The organism is Campylobacter sp. (genome assembly GCF_017646085.1).
GTDB lineage: Bacteria > Campylobacterota > Campylobacteria > Campylobacterales > Campylobacteraceae > Campylobacter.
The window spans coordinates 1-23,025 of the sequence record NZ_JAGCNF010000098.1 but is presented as its reverse complement, the minus strand read 5'-3'; the positions used below and the strand labels follow the sequence as shown (position 1 = coordinate 23,025).

At 33.7% G+C, this 23,025-nt stretch carries 21 protein-coding genes and 1 pseudogene; 14 read left to right on the top strand and 8 right to left on the bottom strand.

Going from position 1 to position 23,025, the window contains the following annotated elements; translation table 11 throughout:
* From J6V67_RS05245 to J6V67_RS05200, 10 genes and pseudogenes are all read left to right on the top strand, one after another.
* Positions 1–671, top strand: a pseudogene (locus J6V67_RS05245) (hypothetical protein); the annotation flags it as partial.
* On the top strand, positions 668–2,146 hold the full coding sequence (locus tag J6V67_RS05240; protein WP_291859779.1) for a NuoM family protein: 1,479 nt from the start codon (positions 668–670) through the stop codon (positions 2,144–2,146). The pseudogene J6V67_RS05245 and the gene J6V67_RS05240, both read left to right, overlap by 4 nt.
* Positions 2,143–3,549: an NADH-quinone oxidoreductase subunit N gene (locus tag J6V67_RS05235; RefSeq protein WP_291859775.1), complete on the top strand. Its 1,407-nt coding sequence runs from the start codon at positions 2,143–2,145 to the stop codon at positions 3,547–3,549. The genes J6V67_RS05240 and J6V67_RS05235 overlap by 4 nt, the downstream gene beginning before the upstream one ends.
* Positions 3,550–3,630: 81 nt before the next feature.
* On the top strand, positions 3,631–5,709 hold the full coding sequence (gene topA / locus J6V67_RS05230; protein WP_291859772.1) for a type I DNA topoisomerase: 2,079 nt from the start codon (positions 3,631–3,633) through the stop codon (positions 5,707–5,709).
* A 36-nt stretch (positions 5,710–5,745) separates the two neighbouring features.
* On the top strand, positions 5,746–6,912 hold the full coding sequence (locus tag J6V67_RS05225; RefSeq protein ID WP_291859768.1) for a cation:proton antiporter: 1,167 nt from the start codon (positions 5,746–5,748) through the stop codon (positions 6,910–6,912).
* Positions 6,913–6,990: 78 nt separating this feature from the next.
* Positions 6,991–8,262, top strand: a complete 1,272-nt coding sequence (locus tag J6V67_RS05220) for a citrate synthase (protein WP_291859765.1) — start codon at positions 6,991–6,993, stop codon at positions 8,260–8,262.
* The gene (locus J6V67_RS05215) at positions 8,237–9,076 is read left to right on the top strand and encodes a 3'(2'),5'-bisphosphate nucleotidase CysQ (protein WP_291859762.1); all 840 of its coding nucleotides are present in this window, start codon (positions 8,237–8,239) and stop codon (positions 9,074–9,076) included. Before J6V67_RS05220 ends, J6V67_RS05215 begins: the two co-directional genes overlap by 26 nt.
* Before the next feature lie 194 nt (positions 9,077–9,270).
* Positions 9,271–9,645 carry a hypothetical protein gene (locus J6V67_RS05210; protein WP_291859758.1) on the top strand — a complete coding sequence of 125 codons (375 nt, stop codon included), beginning with the start codon at positions 9,271–9,273 and terminating at the stop codon, positions 9,643–9,645.
* Positions 9,646–9,882: 237 nt separating this feature from the next.
* Positions 9,883–11,406 carry a GspE/PulE family protein gene (locus tag J6V67_RS05205; protein WP_291859755.1) on the top strand — a complete coding sequence of 508 codons (1,524 nt, stop codon included), beginning with the start codon at positions 9,883–9,885 and terminating at the stop codon, positions 11,404–11,406.
* 12 nt (positions 11,407–11,418) lie between these two features.
* Positions 11,419–12,621, top strand: coding sequence for a type II secretion system F family protein (locus J6V67_RS05200; RefSeq protein ID WP_291859753.1), 1,203 nt, complete (start codon positions 11,419–11,421; stop codon positions 12,619–12,621).
* 137 nt (positions 12,622–12,758) lie between these two features.
* Here the strand turns inward: J6V67_RS05200 and J6V67_RS05195 are convergent, their stop codons facing one another.
* The gene (locus J6V67_RS05195; RefSeq protein ID WP_086247004.1) at positions 12,759–13,688 is read right to left on the bottom strand and encodes a ribose-phosphate pyrophosphokinase; all 930 of its coding nucleotides are present in this window, start codon (positions 13,686–13,688) and stop codon (positions 12,759–12,761) included.
* 140 nt (positions 13,689–13,828) lie between these two features.
* Between J6V67_RS05195 and J6V67_RS05190 the strand changes: the two genes are divergently transcribed.
* Both J6V67_RS05190 and ccoS read left to right on the top strand, forming a co-directional pair.
* Positions 13,829–16,186: a heavy metal translocating P-type ATPase gene (locus tag J6V67_RS05190; RefSeq protein WP_291859751.1), complete on the top strand. Its 2,358-nt coding sequence runs from the start codon at positions 13,829–13,831 to the stop codon at positions 16,184–16,186.
* A gap of 2 nt (positions 16,187–16,188) precedes the next feature.
* Positions 16,189–16,422: a cbb3-type cytochrome oxidase assembly protein CcoS gene (ccoS, locus tag J6V67_RS05185; RefSeq protein WP_086225591.1), complete on the top strand. Its 234-nt coding sequence runs from the start codon at positions 16,189–16,191 to the stop codon at positions 16,420–16,422.
* A 124-nt stretch (positions 16,423–16,546) separates the two neighbouring features.
* Here ccoS and J6V67_RS05180 read toward each other — a convergent pair whose 3' ends face one another.
* The 7 genes from J6V67_RS05180 to J6V67_RS05150 all read right to left on the bottom strand — a co-directional run bounded on the left by J6V67_RS05180 (position 16,547) and on the right by J6V67_RS05150 (position 20,865).
* On the bottom strand, positions 16,547–16,759 hold the full coding sequence (locus J6V67_RS05180; protein ID WP_291859748.1) for a hypothetical protein: 213 nt from the start codon (positions 16,757–16,759) through the stop codon (positions 16,547–16,549).
* A gap of 96 nt (positions 16,760–16,855) precedes the next feature.
* Positions 16,856–18,964: a heavy metal translocating P-type ATPase gene (locus tag J6V67_RS05175; protein WP_291859745.1), complete on the bottom strand. Its 2,109-nt coding sequence runs from the start codon at positions 18,962–18,964 to the stop codon at positions 16,856–16,858.
* A gap of 3 nt (positions 18,965–18,967) precedes the next feature.
* Positions 18,968–19,276 carry a YtxH domain-containing protein gene (locus J6V67_RS05170; protein WP_291859742.1) on the bottom strand — a complete coding sequence of 103 codons (309 nt, stop codon included), beginning with the start codon at positions 19,274–19,276 and terminating at the stop codon, positions 18,968–18,970.
* A complete protein-coding gene (locus J6V67_RS05165; protein WP_291859739.1) occupies positions 19,266–19,625 on the bottom strand; it encodes a hypothetical protein in 360 nt (119 codons plus the stop codon). Before J6V67_RS05165 ends, J6V67_RS05170 begins: the two co-directional genes overlap by 11 nt.
* Entirely contained in the window at positions 19,622–19,924 is a 303-nt protein-coding gene (locus tag J6V67_RS05160; protein ID WP_291859737.1) for a hypothetical protein, read from the bottom strand. Before J6V67_RS05160 ends, J6V67_RS05165 begins: the two co-directional genes overlap by 4 nt.
* A gap of 3 nt (positions 19,925–19,927) precedes the next feature.
* Positions 19,928–20,512, bottom strand: coding sequence for a hypothetical protein (locus J6V67_RS05155; RefSeq protein WP_291859734.1), 585 nt, complete (start codon positions 20,510–20,512; stop codon positions 19,928–19,930).
* Complete coding sequence (locus tag J6V67_RS05150; protein WP_291859731.1) at positions 20,509–20,865, bottom strand: HMA2 domain-containing protein; 357 nt, start codon at positions 20,863–20,865, stop codon at positions 20,509–20,511. The genes J6V67_RS05155 and J6V67_RS05150 overlap by 4 nt, the downstream gene beginning before the upstream one ends.
* 296 nt (positions 20,866–21,161) lie before the next feature.
* Here J6V67_RS05150 and J6V67_RS05145 point away from each other — a divergent pair, with 296 nt between their 5' ends.
* Both J6V67_RS05145 and J6V67_RS05140 read left to right on the top strand, forming a co-directional pair.
* Positions 21,162–22,271 carry a Cj0069 family protein gene (locus J6V67_RS05145; RefSeq protein ID WP_291859728.1) on the top strand — a complete coding sequence of 370 codons (1,110 nt, stop codon included), beginning with the start codon at positions 21,162–21,164 and terminating at the stop codon, positions 22,269–22,271.
* Between the two features lie 106 nt (positions 22,272–22,377).
* Positions 22,378–23,025, top strand: a 648-nt coding sequence (locus tag J6V67_RS05140; RefSeq protein WP_291859725.1) for a hypothetical protein, incomplete at its 3' end; no start/stop codon positions are given.

Here is a 23,025-nt window from a genome sequence, read left to right as displayed (position 1 = left end):
TGCTTGCAATTAGTGGAATTTTCCCATTTGCTGGCTTTTTCTCTAAAGATGCCATTATCCTTGGAGCGCTCCTTTCTGGGCATTATGTAATATTTAGTATCTTGCTATTTACAGCCGGACTTACAGCATATTATTGCTTTAGATTATTTTTCTTGGTGTTTTATTCACAAAACCAAGCTCCCCATCAACATAAAGTGCCTTTTACTATGCTTAGTGTGAATTATTTGCTGTGCCTATTTGCTTTAGGCGGTGGATTTATGGCTTGGTTTTTAGATATTCCACACCCAAGTTTAAGCGTTGAGATAGTTGCTGGAGTTGTGAGTATGGTTGTATCTGGAATTGGTATTTTTATAGCGTATAAGAAATTTTATAACTATAAAAATTGTGAGGAAGAGATGGGTAAATTTGAGACAGTAGTGGCAAATAAATTTTATGTTGATGAGATTTATGATACGGTTTTTGTAAAGAACTTAAAGCGTATTAGTCATTTCTTGCGTGAGACTATTGATGATAGAATTTTATATCCGTTAGTTGAGTTATCGGCTCTAACTTTTAGAGGATTTAGTCAAATTTATGCTAAATGCACTCAAAATGGTTTAGCTAGCTCATATGCATTTTATATGTTATTTTTTGTCTGTGTTATTATTATATTTTCAAAGGCTATTTTATGAGTAATATATTAACTTGGATAATATTTATACCATTTTTATCTGGGCTGTTTATAGCTCTATTTTGCAATAATTTTTGGAGTAGGATTGTAGCCTTTGGGGCGAGTATTTTTGTAGCAGTTCTTACAGTGGTAATGACTCTTAGTTTTGATCCAGCCGGCGGAATGCAGTTTGTAGATATTATTTCACTTGTACCAATGTATGGAATCACATATATGGTTGGTGTAGATGGTATTAATATCTATTTGCTTTTAATCGTGGCTCTATTTATTCCATTTTTATTTTTTGTGATTAGGCGTGATGAGCGTGGATTTTGGGCAAATTTACTTTTTATAGAGAGTGGATTTTTAGCTGTTTGTAGCTCACTTGATCTTATCTTTTTTTATGCTGGATGGGAGATGATGCTTCTTCCTATTTTTGTGATGGTAGGCCTATATGGTAAAAGCGCTAAAAGAGCTAAAGCAATGCTTGATATGATGTATTATGCGATATTTGGTTCTATGATTATGCTTGGAGCTATAATTTATTTAGGCGTGCTTCATTTTGAGCAGTTTGGATTTTATAGTTTTGCTTTGAATGATTTGGCAAATTTAAATTTAAGTGTAATGACTGAACGTATTTTATTTTTTAGTTTTATGATTGCATTTGTAATTAAACTTCCATTATTTCCATTTCATATGTGGCTTAGTAGAGCATATACCTATTCGCCTAGCGTGGCTACATTTATGCTTTCAGCCATTGCATCTAAGGTAGCGATTTTTGCAATTTTAAGATTTGTATTACCTATATTTTCATTAAGTTTTATTGAATTTTCGAGTTATTTTGTAGCGCTTGGAATATTTTCTATGATATATTTTGGGATTATTGCGCTTAGGTGCGATGATTTTAAAACGCTTTTAGCATTTGCTTCGGCTTCGCATTTAGGACTAATTTTAGCCGGAGTATTTAGCTTAGATTCTATAGCTATGAGCGGGGCGATTTATCAAATTATAGCACATGCTCTTACTAGTGGAGCTATGTTTTTAATGGTTGGGATTATTAGCGCTCAGCTAGGAACTCGCAAGATAAGTCAGCTTGGCGGCATCGCTCGTAAAGCCCCTGTGTTTGCTACGCTTTTTGCTATTATGATGCTCTCAAGCGTTGGATTGCCTACTACTATTGGATTTGTTGCTGAGTTATTAATTTTAGTTGGGTTATTTAAAACAAATTTAGTATATGGAATTATCGCTACGACTTCGATTGTTGTAGGTGCGGTCTATATGTTTGTAGTATTTCGTAAGGCAATACTGCAAAGTGTGGGCGTAGTTAGCGATAAATTTAAAGAGATAAGAGCAGCACAGATGATAGCATTTGGCTTAGTAGCAGTTATTATTTTTGTAATGGGCTTATATCCTAAGCCATTTTTAAATTTAGTTGATAATACTGTACAAAGCCATTATGAAAAATATATAAAATCAAATTTAAAGGGACAAGAATGATAGCTATAGCACCATTTTTATTATCCATAGCAGCTATAATAGCTAATATTTTTCTAAGCGTCACAAAGATTAAAAAGCCCGTACTTTTAGGGTTGAATTTAGCCTTTTGGGCAGTGGTTTTAGTCTCATTTTTTGCCTTTAGAGGTGAAATTTTAGATGGAGAGTTACCATTTTTTGTAGCTGGTTTTATAGTGCTTGGGCAGTTTGAGCTAATACTTTGTGTAATGATTTGCGCTTTGACTTTGATATTTTTTGCGACTTTATATTTTAGCGATGATAAGAGCTATTTTAAACCCGAGCTTATAGCATTGGCAAATTTATCTTCATTTGGTATGATGGGAATGGTAATTTCAAGCGAGATTATCACAACGCTAATATTCATTGAAATTGCTTCAATATCGATATATGCGATGATAGCACTAAATTCATTGAATTCTAAAAGCATTGAAGCAGCATTTAAATATTTCTTGCTTTCATCATTTATGAGTGCTTTTTATCTACTTGGTGCGGCAATGATTTTTGGTATGACACAAACGACAATATATGAGCTTTTAAGCAAAATTACATCACCATCATTTATTACTACAATTGGCGTGCTGTTAGTTATTGCGATGATATTTTTTAAGATTGCGATTTTTGGCTTTTATCGCTGGAGTATTGATGTGTATTATGGAGCTAGTAATAGTATTACTGGATATCTAGCTGGTGCGTTTAAGCTTGCTAGCTTTGGATTATTGATTAAATTTGCTCTGCTTTATAGTGGCGGTTGGGGCGAGATTTTAGCAATTATCTTTGCAGTTGTAGCAGTTTGTAGTATGTTTATTGGCAATTTTTTAAGCTTAAAAGAAGTAGATGTCAAAAAGATCTTAATTGCTGCTGGAATCGTTCATGCTGGATATATATTTATAAATTTAGCTAGCTTTAGTGGAGAGTCACTATTTGCTGGAGTATTTTATCTATGTATTTATGCTGTTACCACTGGATTTGCATTTTTGATTTTAAATTCACTTTTTGGTGATAATCAAACCACACTTGAGAGCATAGCAGGGCTATATAAGAGCTCACCGCTTGGCGCACTAGCATTTACTATTATCTGTTTATCATTTATTGGATTTCCATATACAGTGGGCTTTTTGGGTAAAGTTTATCTGTTTTCTAGCGCCTTTGAAGCTAGTAATGCTTATCTAGCGATTTTTGGTATTATTAATACGATTTTATCGGTTTATTATTATCTTAGAATAATTATTAGTATATATTTTAATGAACCTAGTCAAACCGTTCAAGTCACAAGACAAAAATCTATTTGGATAGGGATTTTGAGCGTGCTAGCTATTGCTTTTGTAATTTTAGAAGGAGTTGGTGCGCTATCAATTTTGGGGAATTTAAATCTTATAATGGACTAAATTTAATATTTTAGGCGGTGATTTTATATAGGTTTTATAGTTTTTTGGTAAAATTATGCCCATCTGAATTTGGGGTGTAAAATGAGTAAGCTAATAATTGTAGAATCACCGGCTAAAGCAAAAACCATAAAAAATTTCTTAGGTTCTGAGTATGTAGTTATAGCTAGTAAGGGACATATTAGAGATCTTCCAAAATCTAGCTTTGGGATTAAAGTCGATGGGGATAAATTTACTCCAGAATATAGAATTAGTAGCGATCATAGTGCGCTAGTTAAGGAGATAAAAGCTCTTGCTAGCAAGGCTGATGAGATCTATCTTGCAACCGATGAGGATAGAGAGGGTGAGGCAATTGCTTATCATATCGCAACAGCAATTGGTAAAAAGCCAGAGACTCTACCTAGGATAGTATTTCACGAAATAACTAAAACTGCGATAGAAGCAGCCCTTGCAAATCCTAGAGTTCTTGATATGAATAGCGTAAATGCTCAACAAGCTAGGCGTCTTTTAGATAGAATTGTAGGATATAAATTAAGTCCGCTTTTAAATATCAAAATTCAACGAGGCTTAAGTGCTGGTAGGGTTCAAAGTGCAGCTCTTAAGATTTTAGTTGATAAAGAGCGTGAGATTAGAGATTTTAAGCCAATTGAATATTTTAGTATTGATACTAAATTTAAAAAAGATTTAGAGGCTGAATTGGTTCAGTTTCAAGGCTCAAAGATTGAAAAACTTACTATTACTAATCCGCAAAGAGCTGAGTTTATCCTAAATATATTAAAAAGTGATAAATTCCAAATCAATGAAATAGAATCTAAAGAACGCAAAACCAATGCTCAACCACCATTTATGACTTCTACGCTTCAGCAAAGCGCTTCAAATAGGCTTGGATTTAGCCCTAAAAAAACAATGATGCTAGCTCAAAGTCTATATGAGGGCGTCCAGACAAATAGTGGCTTTATGGGTGCAATCACTTATATGAGAACTGATAGCTTAAATATCGCTAAAGAAGCATTAAAGGCCGCAAGAGAGATTATAAAGAGTGAATTTGGGGCTGATTATTTGCCAAAGAGTGCCAATATCTATACAACTAAATCCAAAGGAGCGCAAGAGGCTCACGAGGCAATTCGTCCTACAAATTTAAGCTTTACTCCGCAAATTGCAGCACAGTATCTAGAAAAGGATATGTTAAAGCTTTATACATTAATTTATAATAGATTCCTAGCCTCTCAAATGAGTCCTAGTATCTCACAAACTCAAAATATTATGATAAAAAGCGATAATGCTATTTTTAAGCTTTCAGGTAGAAAAGTTATATTTGATGGCTTTTATAGAGTTTATGGCGATATGGATAAGGATAGAATTCTTCCACCTTTAAATATTGGCGATGTGATGAGTGTTGAGAGTATGAAAATCTCAAATCATATAACAGAACCACCTAGTCGTTACTCCGAAGCTGGATTAGTCAAAAAATTAGAAAGCTTAGGAATTGGTAGGCCAAGTACATATGCTCCAACTATTTCATTATTAACTAGCAGGGATTATGTCAAGGTTGAAAAAAAGCAGCTAATCCCAAAGGAGATTGCATTTACGATGATTTCTGTGCTTGAGGAGCATTTTAGAGATATTGTTGATAGTGAATTTATCTCAAAGCTCGAAGAGACCTTAGATGATATTGCTGAAAATAATGCTGATTGGCAGGCGGTTTTATCTGAGTTTTATCACCCATTTATCGCTAAAATTGATGCTGGTAAGAAAAATATCAAAAGCCAAAAAATTGCCCAACCAATTGGTGAAAATTGCCCTGAGTGTGGTGGTGAATTGGTTAAAAGAAAGGGTAAATTTGGTGAGTTTATCGCTTGTTCAAATTTTCCAAAATGCAAATATTCACGCAACACCTCAAGCGAGGCTAAATTTGAAAAAAAAGAGCCAAGTAAAATTGGTGTAAATTGTCCAGAATGTGGTAGCGATATTGTAGAGAGATTTAGTAAAAAGGGTAAATTTTATGGATGTTCAAACTATCCAAAATGTAAATTTATTACCAACTACCCACCAGCTGGTAAGAACTGTCCAGAGTGTTCTAAATATATGGTTTTTAAAGAGTTAAAACGAGGCAAATTTAATGAATGTCCAGCATGTAAATATAAAGAAGAGGTAGAAGCTTAGTGGGCATTTTTAAATTAAAATTTCAAGGGCTTGAGTTTGCACGATATTGCTACTAATGAGTTGGGAATTTTGCTTGTTTTAGCCTTTGTAATTTTTGTATCGCCATATTTTGCAAAGATTACAAAGATTCCAATTGCGCCAATTGAGATAATTTTTGGAACTATTTTAGGCTATTTTGGATTAATTGAACAGAGTGCAACTTTTAAGCTTGTAGCCGAAGTTGGCTTTTTTTATCTAATGTTTTTGGCTGGAACTGAGATTGATATTAGGGCACTTATTAAAACCGATAAACAGGTGTTGCGATTAGCACTTTTATATATATCTATTTTGTATATTGTAGCTGGGATTACTGGAGTATGGTCAAATGCTCTATTTCTTACCTTTGTAGTTGTGCCTGTAATGAGTGTAGGTGTGTTATCTACTCTATTTAAGGAGTATGGCAAGAATGAGCCATGGCTAAATACAGCGATGATTGCTGGGGGTATTGGGGAGGTAATTAGTATCGCTTTGCTTACATTGATGTCAGCATATATTGAATTTGGAAGCTCAGCTGAGCTATTTAGTAGTATATATTATCTTGTTTTATTTATTGTACTTTGCGTGCTTGGATTTAAGGGTCTTGAAATATTATTTTGGTGGTACCCAAATATTAAAATAATGCTAATGCCCCACGATGATAAGGCCGAAAAAGATATCCGTTTATCAATGGCATTATTTTTTAGTACAGTTGCGGTAATGATATATTTAAATTTAGAAATAGTCTTGGGCGCATTTATCGCTGGTAGTTTTATAGCTACATTTTTTAATCATAAAAAAGATCTTCCACATAAACTTGGAAGCTTTGGTTTTGGTTTTTTAGTTCCGATATTTTTTGTATATATTGGAACTACGGTAGATTTAGGATATTTATTTATGCCCGGTGTGCTAGATAATGCGATTAAACTAATGATATTTATGACCATTGTACGTGTGGCTGCATCGTTAATATTTATAAAGCGTTTTGGTTTGTATGATAGCATTCTTTTTGGCTTATCGCTTTCTATGCCGCTTACGCTTTTAGTAGCAGTAGCAACTGTGGCATATAATGCTAGTAATATACCAAAAGAGTTATATTTTGCTTTTATTATTGCTAGTATTTTTGAGGTGATTATATCAATGATATTAATAAAATTTACTAATTATCTTAAATTTCGCCTTAAATAAAAAAGTTAGCTATCTAGCAGAAATTAGATTTAAATAAAATTTAGATAAGATATAAAAAATTTTAATAAAAGGATAAAAATGAGTAACACAGTAACATTAACTGATAATAGAAATGGAAAAAGCTATGATTTTCCTATTCTAGATGGTACTTTAGGGCCTAGCGTTATAGATATCTCTACGCTATATAAAGATACTGGTATGTTTACATTTGATCGTGGATATACTAGCACAGCAATGTGTCGCTCAGCTATTACATATATTGATGGTGAAGCTGGTACGCTAATGCATAGAGGTTATGATATAGCATGGCTAGCTGAGAATAAAAGATATCTAGATGTAGTATATCTATTATTTAATGGCAAGCTTCCAGATGAGAGCGAGTTAAACTCATTTCGTCAAGAGTTAAAAGAGAGAAGTTATCTAAATGAGAAGATGATTAAGCTATTTGATTGCTTCCCTGATAAGGCTCATCCAATGGCAGTATTACAAGCAAGTGTAGCTACAATGAGCGCTTATTATAAAAGAGATATGAACTTTGATGATATGAAAGACTATATGGAATTAGCTAAAAGAATGGTAGCAAAAATTCCAACAATGATAGCGTTTTATTATCGTCATGTTCGCGGTTTCCCAACTGTGTATCCAGATCTTGATCGTGGATTTACAGAGAATTTCTTATATATGCTAAGAGCATTCCCGCACAATAGAGTAGATTTAAAACCAATCGAAGTAAAAGCATTTGATACAATTTTAATGCTGCACGCTGATCATGAGCAAAATGCTTCTACTACGACAGTTCGTACAGTTGGTTCTACTCATGCACATCCGTATTCATGTATAAGTGCTGGTATTGGTGCTTTATGGGGACACGCTCATGGAGGTGCTAATGAGGGTGTTATTCGTCAGTTAGAAATGATTGGAACTCCAGATAGAGTAGATGAGTTTATCAAAAAAGCAAAAGATAAAAATGATCCATTCCGTCTAATGGGCTTTGGTCATAGAGTTTATAAAAACTTTGACCCAAGAGCTAAGGTATTAAAAGGCTTAAGAGATAGATTAATTGATGAGATCGGTATAGATAGCAATCTAATCAAAGTAGCTACTAGAATAGAAGAGATTGCTTTAAATGATGAGTATTTTGTCTCTAGAAATCTATATCCAAATGTTGATTTCCATAGTGGTGTAATTCTAAAAGCACTAGGAATTCCAAACGAGATGTTTGCAGCGATATTTGTAATGGGTAGAGTTCCAGGCTGGCTAAGTCAATGGATGGAGCTAAAATCTCAAGATAATATAAAAATCGTCCGCCCAAGACAGCTATATGTTGGACCAGCATCTCAACCTAAGTAAGCTTCACGATATTGCCATCTCTGCAGCTTTGGCTGCAGGAGAGGCTATTTTAGCTGTTTATGATAAATTTGAGCTATCTTTAAAAAGTGATAGCTCGCCCTTAACTACTGCTGATTTAGTAGCAAATCAAGCGATATCTACCCACTTACAATCAACACAAATTCCTATATGTTCTGAAGAGAGTGTTTTGCCTTTTCATATGCGAAATGAAGATGCGCTTTTTTGGCTTGTTGATCCACTTGATGGAACAAAGGAATTTATTGCTAGAAATGGAGAGTTTTGTGTTTGTATAGCTTTAATTTGGCATTCTAGGCCTATTTTAGGAGTTATATATACGCCACTTAGCAAGGAGATTTATAGTAGCTTTGCAGGTGCGCCAGTATTTAGAAATTTTGAGAAAATAGGGAGATATAGGGAGAATGTACAAAATCTAAATCTAGCAAATAATACTTCAAATTCAAATAGTTCAAATATTTTAATTAGCGGTCGCTCAGCCGATATGACGCAGATTGAAAATTTTGCTAAAGAGTTTGATTTAAATTTAGCTACGCTTGGTTCAGCGATTAAATTTAGCAAACTAGCAAGCCAAGAAGTGGGAGTCTTTATAAGATTTTATGGTTCACATATTTGGGATACGGCTGCGGGTGATTTTTTATTGCATCAAAGCGGCGGGATTATGCTCTCACTTAGTACTCTTAAACCGCTAAATTATGCTAAAAAAATTACATTAAATGATAGCTTCATTGCATTGAGTCGTAGTCAAAAGTCAAATTTAAAACGATATCTAGAATATATAAAATTACAAATTATTTGATCTAATTTATGGAATAATTTATCGTTATAATGAAAATAAAATTACTCATGTAATTTTATTTTTAAATTCTTTTTAACACAATATTTGATAACATCTTATGCTGTTTGTTTAGGATAAAGGCTCTAAAGAGCTAATTTAAGATGGAGCAATCAAAAAATTTCCATATTTAAATATATTAGATTTAAGGAGTATTGATGGAGATTTTAAAAGAGACGATCGAGCTTATAGAGATTTTAGATTATGTTACAATTGTTTTTGCATTTTTTGCAATGATTGGGACTTTTATAAATTTCTTTTATCGTCGCAAGGACTCCAAACTAATCAAAATTTATATTCAATTTCCAGATGGCTCCAGGCGACTAGTACCATATCATATTACTAGACGTAATTTTACCCGTTCTGAGTTATTTGAGATTTTGCGAGCAATTGATAATGATGAAAACTTTAAGATCAAACATACATATACGCCAGAATTTTTTGATGATGTTTTGCAAGTGCAAAAGGGTAAGAGCGATGAGATTACTATAAAGCTTGAAACAAATGATAAATTCAACTGGGCTTATATATAGCGTTATATAATAGCAGATATTCTTTTTATTAGCTTGTAGTATTAAATGCTTGTATTGCAGTTTTGATTATGATATGTATTATTTTTAAAAATGAAACATAACAAATATCCTAATAAAAGTTGTCTAAATTTAAATTTGTTTAAAGTATATATCGATATAATCAAACTTTAAATTTATAATTTTATTTTTAACTAATGAGCCAATAACACTAAATAAGCTCAAACTAAAGAGAGCGCTATGAACGAGATGTTAAAAAAGCTACAAAACTCTAGCATAACCCTATCTGCTGCAGCTAAAGAACTAGCTATAAGCGAAGATGAAATTTGTGAGCTTGTAAGTGATCAATTTGGCTATGAGATAGCTGATATTAGCGTAGTAGATTACACTTTAGCTGATAGTTTGCCATTAGATATAATGGTTAAATTTGAGATTTTACCTATTAAATTTGAGGCTAATATCATTAGTGTTGCTATGAAAAATCCATTTGATACAAGCGCACTTTTAAGGCTTCGCAATATCTATAAAGACAAAATCATAAAGCCTCTAATCATTCAACCAGCTAAGCTAGATAGAATACTTGCTAAACTTCCGCTTCATTATGGTTTAAATGCCATAATTTCACAGGTAAAAGTGCAAATAAATTCCAAAGGATCTAATGATGATAGCGCAGTTTTACGACTTATTGATAGGGTGTTAAATAGTGCTATAGATCTAAACTCTAGCGATATTCACATTGAGCCAACTAGTTTTGGTTGTGTTATTAGAGTGCGTATTGATGGGGTTTTATGTGAGTTATTTGAATTTGATAGTGATATATATGCTGGGTTAATTGGTAGGTTAAAGCTGCTTGCAAATTTAGATATTGCTGAACATAAAAAAGCACAAGATGGTAGATTTTCATATGATATAAATGGCAGAAGTATTGATTTTAGAATTTCAGTTTTGCCTATTATTGATGGGCAAAGTGTAGTGCTTAGGATTCTTGATAGTCATAAGATGATTGTAAATTTGCAAAATTTAGGATTAAATGAGTTGAATTTTAGCACTTTAAAGCGTGCGATTTATAAAAATTATGGAATGATTTTAGTTACTGGTCCAACAGGAAGCGGTAAAACTACTACCATTTACTCAGCACTTAATGAGCTAAAAGGGCCAACTAAAAAGATTATTACCATAGAAGAGCCAGTAGAGTATCAAATGAGCTATCTTCAGCAAGTTGCTGTTGGGCATAGGAGTGCAATTAGTTTTGAAGAGGCGTTGCGTTCAGCGCTTAGACAAGATCCAGATATTATAATGATAGGTGAGATTAGGGATTATCAAAGTTTGCGTACAGCTGTGGGTGCAGCCCTTACTGGCCATTTGGTACTTAGTACATTGCATACTAATAATGCTATTAGTGCTATAGATAGAATGATGGATATGGGGTTGGAGCGTTATCTTATTAGTGGTGCTATTATAGCGATTATGGCACAGCGTTTGGCTAGAAAGCTTTGCTTGTATTGCAAAGAGATGGTTGAGAATGGACGATATAAGGCTCATGGTTGCCCTCACTGTGTAGGAACTGGATATAGTGATAGAGTTATCATTAGTGAGGTTTTAGAAATTAGTGCAAATTTAGCTTCGCTTATGGCTCGTGGCGAGTCTAGTGGGATTATTTTAGCAGAGGCTAAGCGTGAAGGTTTTATCCCTATGGAAGTAAGTGCTATGGAGCTAGTAGATAGTGGAGTTACTAGTCTTGAAGAGATATTAAGCCTGATTTAATCAGTTAAGACAATGAGACGATATAATGCTAAAATTATTACCAATAATGCTACAATAACTCGTACTATTACTGCATCAAATTTAGAAAATGCTAAAGAGATTTTATCTTCAAGCGGCGAGATTATTGCTATTAGTGAAGAGAGTAAAGTTGGGCTTGGAATAAAATTTAGGCGGATTGATAGTGGAGTTTTAGCTATTTATATTAGGCAGATTGGAACCTTAATGGAGGCTGGAGTAAGCGTTCTTGAGGCTTTTTCTAGCGTGGCGCAAGGGTGCCATAACCCTATACTTAGGAAAATTTTAGATGATATTAGCTCAGACTTGCACTCTGGTTTGAGTCTTGAGCAAGCTCTTAGCGGGTTTAAAAGTGAACTAGGAGCAGTGAGCGTAGCGATGTTTGCTTTAGGTCAAAATAGTGGACGGTTGCCTGAAGCGCTTTTTATGCTTAGTGATATGCTTAGTGAGATGGCAGAAAACAAGGCAAAATTTAAAAGAGCGCTTCGTTATCCTATGATAGTTTTACTCTCTTTGATAATAGCGTTTAATCTATTAATTGTGATGGTAGTACCATCATTTGCTGGAGTATTTGCAGCTATAGGCGGAGAGCTTCCGCTGGCTACTAGAATACTTTTAGGGCTTGAGAGTTTTATTGCTAGTTATGGATTTTTGGCATTATTTGGGATAATTTTGATTGGATTTTTGATTTGGTATTTTTATAGATTTAACTCTAAATTTAGGACAAAATTTGATAATTTTTTGCTTAAAATTCCATTGCTTAAGGGGTTGATTTTATATGGTTCATTGACTAAATTTAGTCTGATTTTATCACGATTGATAAGTGCTGGAATGTCAATTGATAAGGCTATAAATATCGCAAATGGTGTTGTAGAAAATAGCTATATAAGTAGCAAAATCGCTTTTGTAGCAATGGATATCCATAGTGGGCAGACACTTAGCAAGGCTTTTGAAGGTGCTCATTTATATGAGAAAATAGCTATTGAGATTATAAAGGCTGGACAAACAAGTGGAGTAATTGATGAGATGTTTGCTCATGTATCAAAGTTTTATAAGCAAAAATATGACACGCTTATTGAAGGGTTAAGCGGGAGTTTAGAGCCAGTTTTGCTAATAGCAATAGCTGGGGCAGTACTACTTTTGGGGCTTGGAATTTTTATGCCACTTTGGGAACTCTCTAGTGGTTCTGGGTTGTATTGATTCATTTAACTTGCTTACTTTATGTATTAGCCTTGAATGTTTGATTTTAAGGCTAATACATTAAATTATAATGAGTAAAGCTATTTTATTTAATTAAATGATAAAAGATAGACTTTTACATTAAAATCCATAATCTTTTACGAAAATAGGCTATTTACGCTTTCATCGTGATATACTCTGCGGATTACCTCGCCAAATAATGGGGCAGTACTTAAAACCTTAATATATGGACTTTGCTCTTTTAATGGAATAGTATCTGTAGTGACTAATTCATCTAAAGCTCCACTATTGATTCTTTCATATGCAGGACCACTTAGAACTGGATGGGTGCAAAATGCCATTACGCTTGTAGCGCCATTTTTCTTAAATACTTCAGCTGCTTTAACGATAGTGCCAGCTGTATCTATCATATCATCTATTAGTATAACATCTTTGCCATTTACATCGCCAATTATATTCATTACTTCGCTCTCATTGGCTTTTTCACGGCGTTTATCTACTATTACCATATCTAAATTTAAGCTTTTAGCTAGGCTTCTAGCACGTGCTACGCCACCCACATCGGGGCTTGCTACGATAGGATTTTTAAGATTTTTACTCTTTACATAGTCTAAAAATACAATAGTTCCATAAAGATTATCTACTGGAATATCAAAAAATCCTTGAATTTGCCCAGCGTGAAGATCCATAGTTACTACCCTATCTATACCAGCTGTTTGCATCATATTTGCTACTAATTTAGCTGTAATTGGTACTCTTGGAGCGGCTTTTCTATCTTGTCTAGCATAGCCAAAGTATGGCACAACTGCAGTTATAGAACTTGCACTTGAGCGTTTTAGAGCATCAGTTAGGATTAGTAGCTCCATTAAATTTATATTGGCTGGAGCACAGGTTGGTTGAATGATAAAAACATCTTTACCACGTACACTTTCACCGATTTGTACGCTAATCTCTCCATCGCTAAATCTCTTAATACTTGCCTCACTTAGTGGGATTCCAAGGTATTTAGCTACCATTTTTGAAAACTCTACATTTGCTGTCCCAGAAAAAATCTTATATCCACGCATCTTTATTCCTTAAAGAAGTTTAAGCGTAATTTTACACTAAATTTGCTTAAAAATTAGATTGATTTTATAGGCTAAATTTAAGTTTATGAGCGATATGTAAGCAAATTTATTATAAAATCTTATAAAAATTTAGGGTTAGTATGGGAAATTTTATCTGTTTACATTGTAAGGGTGAGTTTGATCAAAGTGTTGCTATAAAAGATGATAGCGGGCATGAGTTTTGCTGTAATGGATGTATGAATGTATATGGGTTTTTAAATTCTCATAATCTATCTGAATTCTATAATAAACTAGGCAATCAAAAACATTTCAAAGCACCAAATTTAACTCAAATAGATACTGAGGCATTTTATAAAAATTATGTAAAAAATAGTGATGGATTTTGTGAAATTTATATAATTATAGAGGGAATTCATTGCTCAGCTTGTGTATGGTTAAATGAAAAAGTATTAATATCAAGTGATGGAATTATAGAAGTATCGCTAAATTCAGCCAGTCAAAAAGCACATATAAAATGGGATAATAGCATCATTACCTTAGATCAAATTTTGCATAAAATTAGCTCTATTGGCTATACCCCAATCCCGTATGATCCGCAAAAAGCTGATGTAAGAGCCAGCCAAAAACGTCGTGAGTTCTATGCTAAAATGCTTGTAGGGATATTTTGTACAATGAATATTATGTGGGTGGCGGTGGCTTTATATGGCGGATACTTTAGCGGAATGAGTAAGGATATAAAAGATATTTTGCATTTTGCAGAGTTTATTTTAGCCTCGCCGGTACTTTTTTATACTGGTAGTGAGTTTTTTAAGGGCGCATATTATGCTATTAAAAATCGCCAGGCCAATATGGATTTAAGTATTGCTGCTGGAGCTAGTATAGCATATTTTTATTCAGTATATGCGATGCTAAGTAGAAATGGTGAGGTATATTTTGATTCTGTAGCTATGATTATTACTTTTGTATTTATTGGTAAATTTCTTGAGGTTATTAGCAAGAAAAAATCAATTGATGCTCTTGATTCGCTTGGCGCTCTTTTGGTGAGTCAAATTTATGTAAAATCTAATGATAAATTTGAATTAAAAGATGTAAATGATATAAAACCAGGAGATATTATAAAGGTGCGTAGTGGTGAGCGTGTAATGATTGATGGTGATGTCATTAGTGGGGCTGGTAGCTTTGATTTAAGTAGTATTACTGGAGAGAGCTTGCCGGTGTTGATTGGTCCTGGTAAGAAGATCATAAGCGGTGCTATGTGTATAGATGGTAGTGTAGAGTATGAAGCAAAGGAGCTTTTTAAAGGCTCAGTGCTTAGTAAGATTATTGATCTTTTAAATAAAGCAAGCTTTAAAAAACCAAAAATAGAGCTTTTAGCCAATCAAATTTCGGCCAAATTCTCTTTAGCGATTTTGCTTTTAGGGCTTGGGACATTTGGGATGTGGCTATTTAATTCCGGAGAGATTAGTGTAGCAATTATAGTAGCTGTAAGTGTGATTATCATCGCTTGTCCGTGTGCTTTAAGTCTTGCTACCCCAGTAGCTACTCTAATAGCTTTAGGTAGCGCAATGCGTGGCGGGATAATTTTTAAAGAGGCTAAGGTAATTGAGAGTTTAGCAAAGTGTAGCTGCGTTGTGTTTGATAAAACTGGTACTTTATCAAAATACAAACTAAGTGTAATTAAAGCAATAAAACTAAAAGAGTATAATTCATCTTTATTATACTCTTTAACTCTTGCTTCTACTCACCCAGTAAGTGTGGCTATTAGAGATTTTAGTATTAATAAACAGCTAAATTTAAGTGATATAACAAGTTATAGCGGCCTAGGAATGAGTGCAAAATATGGCGATCTAACTATTTATGGTGGTAGTTCACAATTTATGAATAAGCTTGGATTTGGGGAGTTTGAGGATAATGGGCTTAATTATTATTTTGCTGTAGATGGTGAAGTTGTGGCTAAATTTGAACTTGAAGATGAATTAAGAGATGAATCTGTAGATGTGATTAGATCTTTACAAAATAATGGATATAAAGTTGTGATGCTAACTGGAGATAATGAAATTACTGCTAGCAAGATAGCTAAAAGATTAGGAATTAGTGAGTTTTATGCCAGCAAAGATCCATTGCAAAAATCACAAATAATTAAGGAATTAAACGCAAAAACTCCAGTAGTTATGGTAGGCGATGGAATCAATGATGTAGTAGCGCTAAGTATGGCAAGCGTTGGAATTTGTATGGGAAGTGGAGCGCAAATTAGCGTTGAAAGAAGTGATGTAGTACTGCTAGATGATAATTTAAATTCGCTTTTAAAGGCTCTAAATCTATCAAGATTAACATTTAAAACCATTAAGCAAAATTTAGGCTTTACTTTGATATATAATGCTTTTACTATTCCGCTAGCTATGGCCGGATTTATTATTCCGCTATTTGCAGCTATTTCGATGTCGCTTAGTTCTATTATAGTAGTATTAAACTCTACAAAAATCAAATTAAAAGGATAAAAATGAGCGGTGTGATAGCTATAATGCTTGGAATATCTACTTTACTTGGTGCTGCTGCGCTTTTTGGACTTTTGTGGGGAGTAAAAACTAGACAGTTTGATGATTATTCAAAGTTTTTAGATGGTACAAAATTTGATAGCGAAGATGCATTAAATGATGCTATAAATTTAGAAAATCGTAAAAAGGATCTAATGAAAAAGCGTGATAAAGATAGAGGTTATAGGCCGCCAGATTAATTTTTGAGTTGAATTTGCCATTTTAAGCAAAGCGGCAATATAAGATAATACTATTTTTATATGTACTATGAAAGCGTAGTTATAATTTTTTATATTACTACACTTTCATACTTAGTGATAATTTTTATTTCCCTTTAGGATAAAGCGATGCGTGATATAAGCAAAATCCTACTAGTGCTACACCGCTTACAATATGTACAGCTTTGGCGGTTTTATTTTTCATAAATAGTGCCGTACCAGCGGTTAAAAGCAGACTACTACTCATACCAATCTTTGCTATCTCTCTTTTAGTCTCTAGGCTAATTTTTGGTTTTTTAAGCTCTTTTACTGCGTTCATTTCTTTTCCTATTTTTGATTTTTTTATATGCTCTTAGATTAGTTTGTACGCTCAATACTAGGCTACCAATCACTCCTATAGCAATTAAAATTGGCATTATCCATCCCTCTTGATACGAATTCGCCTAAGTGCGTTAAGCAATAAAGCTATTGTTGTACCGTTATGCGCTATGGCAGTTTGGATTGGTGAGAGTCTACCTAAGCTAGCTAGAATAAGGATTAATGAATTTACGCCTACTGTGACTTTAAAGCTATTATTAACCTTTGATAGACAAGATATAGCTAGCTCTCTAGCGTCTGCTACAGCCTCAATATCATCACGTAGTAATACTACATCTGCGCTAGCTTTGGCTATGTCAGCACCTTTGTGCATTCCAATACCTATATCGGCTCGCACTAGTGCTGGAGCGTCATTTATCCCATCACCTACAAAAGCAACTTTTTGACCATGTTTGGCTGCTTTTAACATAATCTCATCTAGAATTTTAGCCTTGTCAGTCGGTAGTAGCTCTGCGTAATAGTTTTCTATACCAAGCTCTTTAGCGATAGCTTTTGCCTTGCTTTTACTATCTCCAGTAAGCATTATAAATTCTTTTACACCGCTTTTTTTAAGTCTTTTTAGAGCCTCTTTAGCATTTGGTCTAATGGTATCTTTAAGCAATATAACGCCTAAAAGCTTGCCATCAAATCCGATAAATAAAGGCGTATCTCCATTTTTTAATATTTCATCTATCTCATCAGAGTGCTCTTTAAAGCTTATGCACTCATCATCTTCTAAGAAGTGTCTTGAGCCAATTACTACACTTTTTTTACCTACTTCACTTTTTACACCATGAGCTACTATAAATGTAACTTCATCATGATGAAAATGGTCAAAATTATCCTCTTTAGCTGCTTTTACTACAGCTTGTGCTACTGGATGAAAGTAGTGTTCTTCAATACTTGCTGCTAAATTTAACACTTGATTAGTATCCCAGTCTTGATGAAATGAGTGTACTTTTAATACCTCTAGATCGCCATTTGTTAGCGTTCCAGTCTTATCAAAGACAAAGATTTCACTTAGCTGAAGGCTTTCTAAACTTTTAGCACCTTTTACGATGATTCCCTCTTTAGCAGCACTTGATATAGCTGATTTAAATGCTACTGGAGTAGTGAGTTTTAAAGCGCAAGAATAATCAGCTTGAAGCACGCTAGCAGCGCGCACTAGTTCGCCAGTCATAGCATAGCTTAATCCAGCTAGACTAAGAGTAATTGGCACTAAAGAGTCAGCCATTTTTGAAGCAGTTAATTCTTGGTTTGAGCGTTCGTCTAATGTAGATTGGATATATGATTTTATACGATTAGTAGCAGTATGATCGCCCACAGCTTCTGCCCAAATTTTTATCTTACCTTCTTGAACGATTGTACCACTTAGTACTCTATCGCCTCTACTTTTACTAGCTGGAGTGGCCTCTCCTGTCATTGAAATTTGATTTATTAAAGCCTCTCCATCGATGATGTGACCATCTATATATATAGTATCGCCAGCGCCTACTACTACAATATCACCAATTTGTATATCATCACTTGGAATTTGACGCAGTGTTACTTTGTTATCAGTTATACTCTCAACCCACGCCATACCGCCTTTTTGTTTAGCTAGTTCTTTGATAAGATCATCGCTTTTATACATTGTAAGCTCTTCTATATATTCGCCCAAAGTCAGCATAAAATTGGTGGAATTTGCCGCCTTATAGTCTTTTAAATATAGTGAAATTGCTACAGCTGCAGCTTCGAGGCTACGAGATGTGATGCCTTCGCTAAATGTCTCTTTTAATCCGCTTTTTAGCAATGGAAAGGAGGCTAAAAGGCTAAAACCAAGACTAAGTCCTGGGCTTCTAAGAAATGGAGCTATAGCTAAAGCACTAGCAGCACGTACCACCTCAGATGAGCTTGGGATTTCGCTTCTTAGTGCGATGTAGCTATCTTTTTTGCTCTTGCTTTGGCTTTTGATTTCATTAGATTTTAAAATATCTGAAATTTGATTTTGAATTTGATCTAATGAGCCTTCGTAGCTTATGATTATACTTTTGATTATCCCGTTTATGCGTACATCTGTCACATTTGGCAAAGAGTCTATAGCAACTCTAAGCAAGAGAGGATCTACACTGCCTTCATAGCCAAATCTAGCTCTAGATTTAGTTTTGTGTAGAAGTTTTATAGGCATATCTTACTCGCTAGCTTCAGCTTTTGCATCTTCGTAACGCTCTTTTAGCTCTTCTAAGCCGCATTCAAACAGTGTTGAAATTTTAGCAAATCCCTTAAAAATTGCTCTTTGAGCATTTTCATTTGTTAAAATATATGTAGCAGCTGCGCCAATTAATGCTCCTTTTAAGAAATCGCCACTATTTCCAGCACCAAAAATACCATCTAAAAAGCCATTTTGAGTATTTTGGTTATTTTGTGTATTTTGAAAATTTAAATTTGACTGATTTGAGGTTGAATTTACATTTTTAATATAAGGATTATTATTTATCATTATTTAACCTTTTTTGTTGATTTTTTAATATTTTACACTCTTTTGGTTTAAATGCATTTTGGACGCCATAGACAAAGGCCCCACCAATTGCAATATATGTAGCAGCTTCTACTATTTTAGTTGATGTGCTTTTATTTGGATTGCCAATGGTGTTTGATGCGGCAATAGCACATGCTCCAATTGCAGCACCTTCAAGTGCTGATTTTATTGTAGTTTTAATAGCTTCATCTTGAGTGATTTGACCATCTTTTAATTTAGCATATTGGTATGCACCACTTGCCATAAGTGCCAAAATCGCTCCACTAACTGCGTGTCCGCTCACTGAACGAGGTGCACCTGTGTTTATCATTGATTCATCCTTGGATTGCTATTTTCTAAATTTAGATTGGCATTTGACTCATCTTGAGAGTTTGGAGTCATTTGAGTTTCTATTTTTGCTTTTGGTTTGCGACCTGGTTTTTTTCTTGCTGGTTTGGCTTGAACTTTTTCTTTAATGTTTGTTACAGTAGCTTTGCTAGCAGTTATGCCATCTTGGATTTTTTTGTCTAAATTTAAGTTCCCAAGCGATTTTGCTATCTGATCTCTTTTAGTAAATGCAAATGCAATTCCAGCACCTAGTGCGATTCCAGCGATAAATGGTAATGCCATATTTTACTCCTTATTTTTATTTAGTAGTTCATTTGCGATAATCACGCCAAAAGCGCCAATAATCGCACCTCCAACTAAGCTATAATTTAATTTACTTAAAAATCCCTCTAACTCATCTTGGCCTAGTGAGCCATCTTTTAATTTATTCACCATTATAGCAGTCTCATTTATTAAGGTTTTACCTTGATTTAATTGTTCTAAAAGATTGTTATTTTGATTTAAATTTAGAGCATTTTGCAAGGCTGGGATGTGATTATTATAGCTAGCTGCTTGAAGCCTGTAAAATGTATCTATTATCTGTGGATTACTCTCATTAGCTACTAAAGTATTGTAGAGTTCTACATTTGCTTGTTCATTTTGTAGTGCTATAGCAGCTGCTTCTTCAAAGCTTTTAGGGGTTGCAAAACTATAAGGATTTGCCGGTATTTGCGCACCAAGCTCATTTAGATGGAAAATAATAGCATTTATATGATTTGCCTCAGCCTCTAAAAGATTAGTAAATGGTGCTCCAAATTCACTAGCGCTAAAGTAGAAGCTATAAGCTTTATACTCATCATCTAACGCTTTTAAAAGATTATCTATGCTCATTTTATATCCTTTAGATTTTTATTTATTATCATAGCAATTTTATCTAGATTGCGCCCATTTATAGCATCTTCCCATAGACTTGGCTCAAGCATATCTTTATCATAATGCAAGGTTAAAGAGCCGATTAATTTATTAAATTTAATCTCTTTGATTAGTGGAATTTGATTTAATTTATCTATTAATTCTTTAGCTTCTATTTTGCTTTCTTGGGCTATATTTTTAAGTTTTAGACTAGCTCGTAGTCTAATCCTGCCAGGTGTGTGATGAATAATGCTAAAATAATCACTTAAAAGCTCTAAATCATTAGGTTTTATCTGTAGATTATTAAGTGAAATCTGATCATTTTTATCCATAAATTTACTCGATTTTCTCTTATTTTGTACAGGCAAAATTATATATTAATGATGATAAATCTTAACTTAAATTTATAGATATTGATATTGATTTTCATATAATTAAATCAAAAATTTGCTATATTTTAGTTAAGTAGATTTGGTAAATTCGGCTAATTTTGCATAGTTTATTTAAAATCATTATCATATATATTTTGATAAAATATTGATATTTGGATTATATTAAGGTTAAATTTATATTTTGTTTATTTTTAAATTTGTGTTATAATCAAAAATTATTTTAAAAAGGGGAGTAAATGAAGAAAAATATAGTATTTTTTGAGGCTCGTGGAGGAAGTGATAAAGGCGAGGATGGACACCGCAAAGATACAATGCCTATGGTAAATGCACTCAAATCTAAAGGCTGGAGTGGTGAGGTTATATTTTTAACTGATGAGATTTTACGTGATGCAAATGAGACTAAAAAGATATATGAATATACCCTATTAAATGCCGATGGATATGTTTCTAGAGTAAATCCAGGGAATTTAAAAGAGGAAAAATTATATTTTAATCTACTTCGATCTTTATGTGAGGCTGGACTAGTAGGAATGCCGCACCCCGATGCTATGATAGGATATGGTGCTAAGGATGCACTAACTAAACTAGCTAGCACAAATTTAGTACCTACTGATACATATGCCTATTATGATAAAGTTGAAGCTGCTAGAATTGGCGTGGAGTTTGGGGATAAGCATGATTTTATTAAAAGCTTTCCAAAAACATTGGCTAAAGGAGAGAGGGTTTTAAAGCAAAATAGAGGTTCAACAGGAGAAGGGATCTGGCGTGTAAGGCTTGAAAATCCGGCTGATTATAATAAATTTGATACCTTGCCACTAGATACTAAAATTATATGTACAGAGGCTAAAGATAATCACTCTGAAAGTAGAGAGCTTGGTGAGTTTATGGAGTTTTGCAAGAGTTATCTTGTAGGTGATAATGGAATGCTAGTAGATATGACATTTTTACCACGTATAAAAGAGGGTGAGATAAGAATCTTAATGTTATATAAAACTCCAGTATATGTGGTACATAAAAAGCCAGCTGAGGGTGGCGACGCTTTTTCTGCTACGCTATTTAGTGGAGCAAAATATCGCTATGATGAGCCAAAAGAGTGGAGCGAGTTGATAGATTGGTTTTTGGGTGAACTGCCAGGAATTAAATCAAAGCTAGGGGATTATGATCTGCCGCTTATTTGGACGGCTGATTTTATTCTTGATACCGATGCAAATGGCAATGACAAATATGTCTTGGGCGAGATAAATTGTTCATGTGTAGGCTTTACAAGTCCAGCTGAATTTATGCAAAAAGTTGCTGTAATGGTAGCTGATAATATAATCGATATTGTTAGTGCTAAGCTAGGATAGATATAAATTCCACTCTATAAAGAGTGGAATTAAATTTAGAGCCTATCTTTAATCTCATAATAATTCAAATTTGGTATAATTCTTAAAATTTAAAAGAGGATTTTTAATGAAAATATTAAGTCTTGCAAGCAAGCTCTCATTGCAATCTCCAAAACTTGTAGATAAATTTAAAAATGATGAAATTATGGTAATTAGTCCACTCGATGATATTATAAATGCGAAATTTATTAAATGTGAGATTGGTGCTATGAGTTATGTTTTGGCACTTATTGGGCTTGAGTTTGGGTTTGATGGAGAGTTTTGGAGTGATCTTGATGAAGGCGAGTTAAGCGGTGAGTCAAATATAGGCGAAGAGGAGCTTCCTCAAATATGTGAGTTTATCAAAAATTGCGATATTTGCATAATTAGTGATGAGATTTTTGAAACTAATAAGAGCAGTTCACAAGCTGTTTTATCGCTTTTAAAAAGCAAATTTGGATTTAAAATAGTAAATTTAAATGGAGATGAGATAGAACTAAATGGCCAATTAACAGAGCTTAAGACAATTCCAAATTACGATAATGCTGTGATATTTACTCATCCACATTGTAATGAGTTTAGAGCTGGGAGCTATTTTGGTATTGCTGCAAAATTAAATAATGGCGATGAAATTACCATAAATTCAAGTCAAAAAGATATAAAAGCCACTTTAAAAATTGATCCAAATATTAAAGGAACTATAGGATTTTTAGGTTTTGATGGGGCAAAATATGGC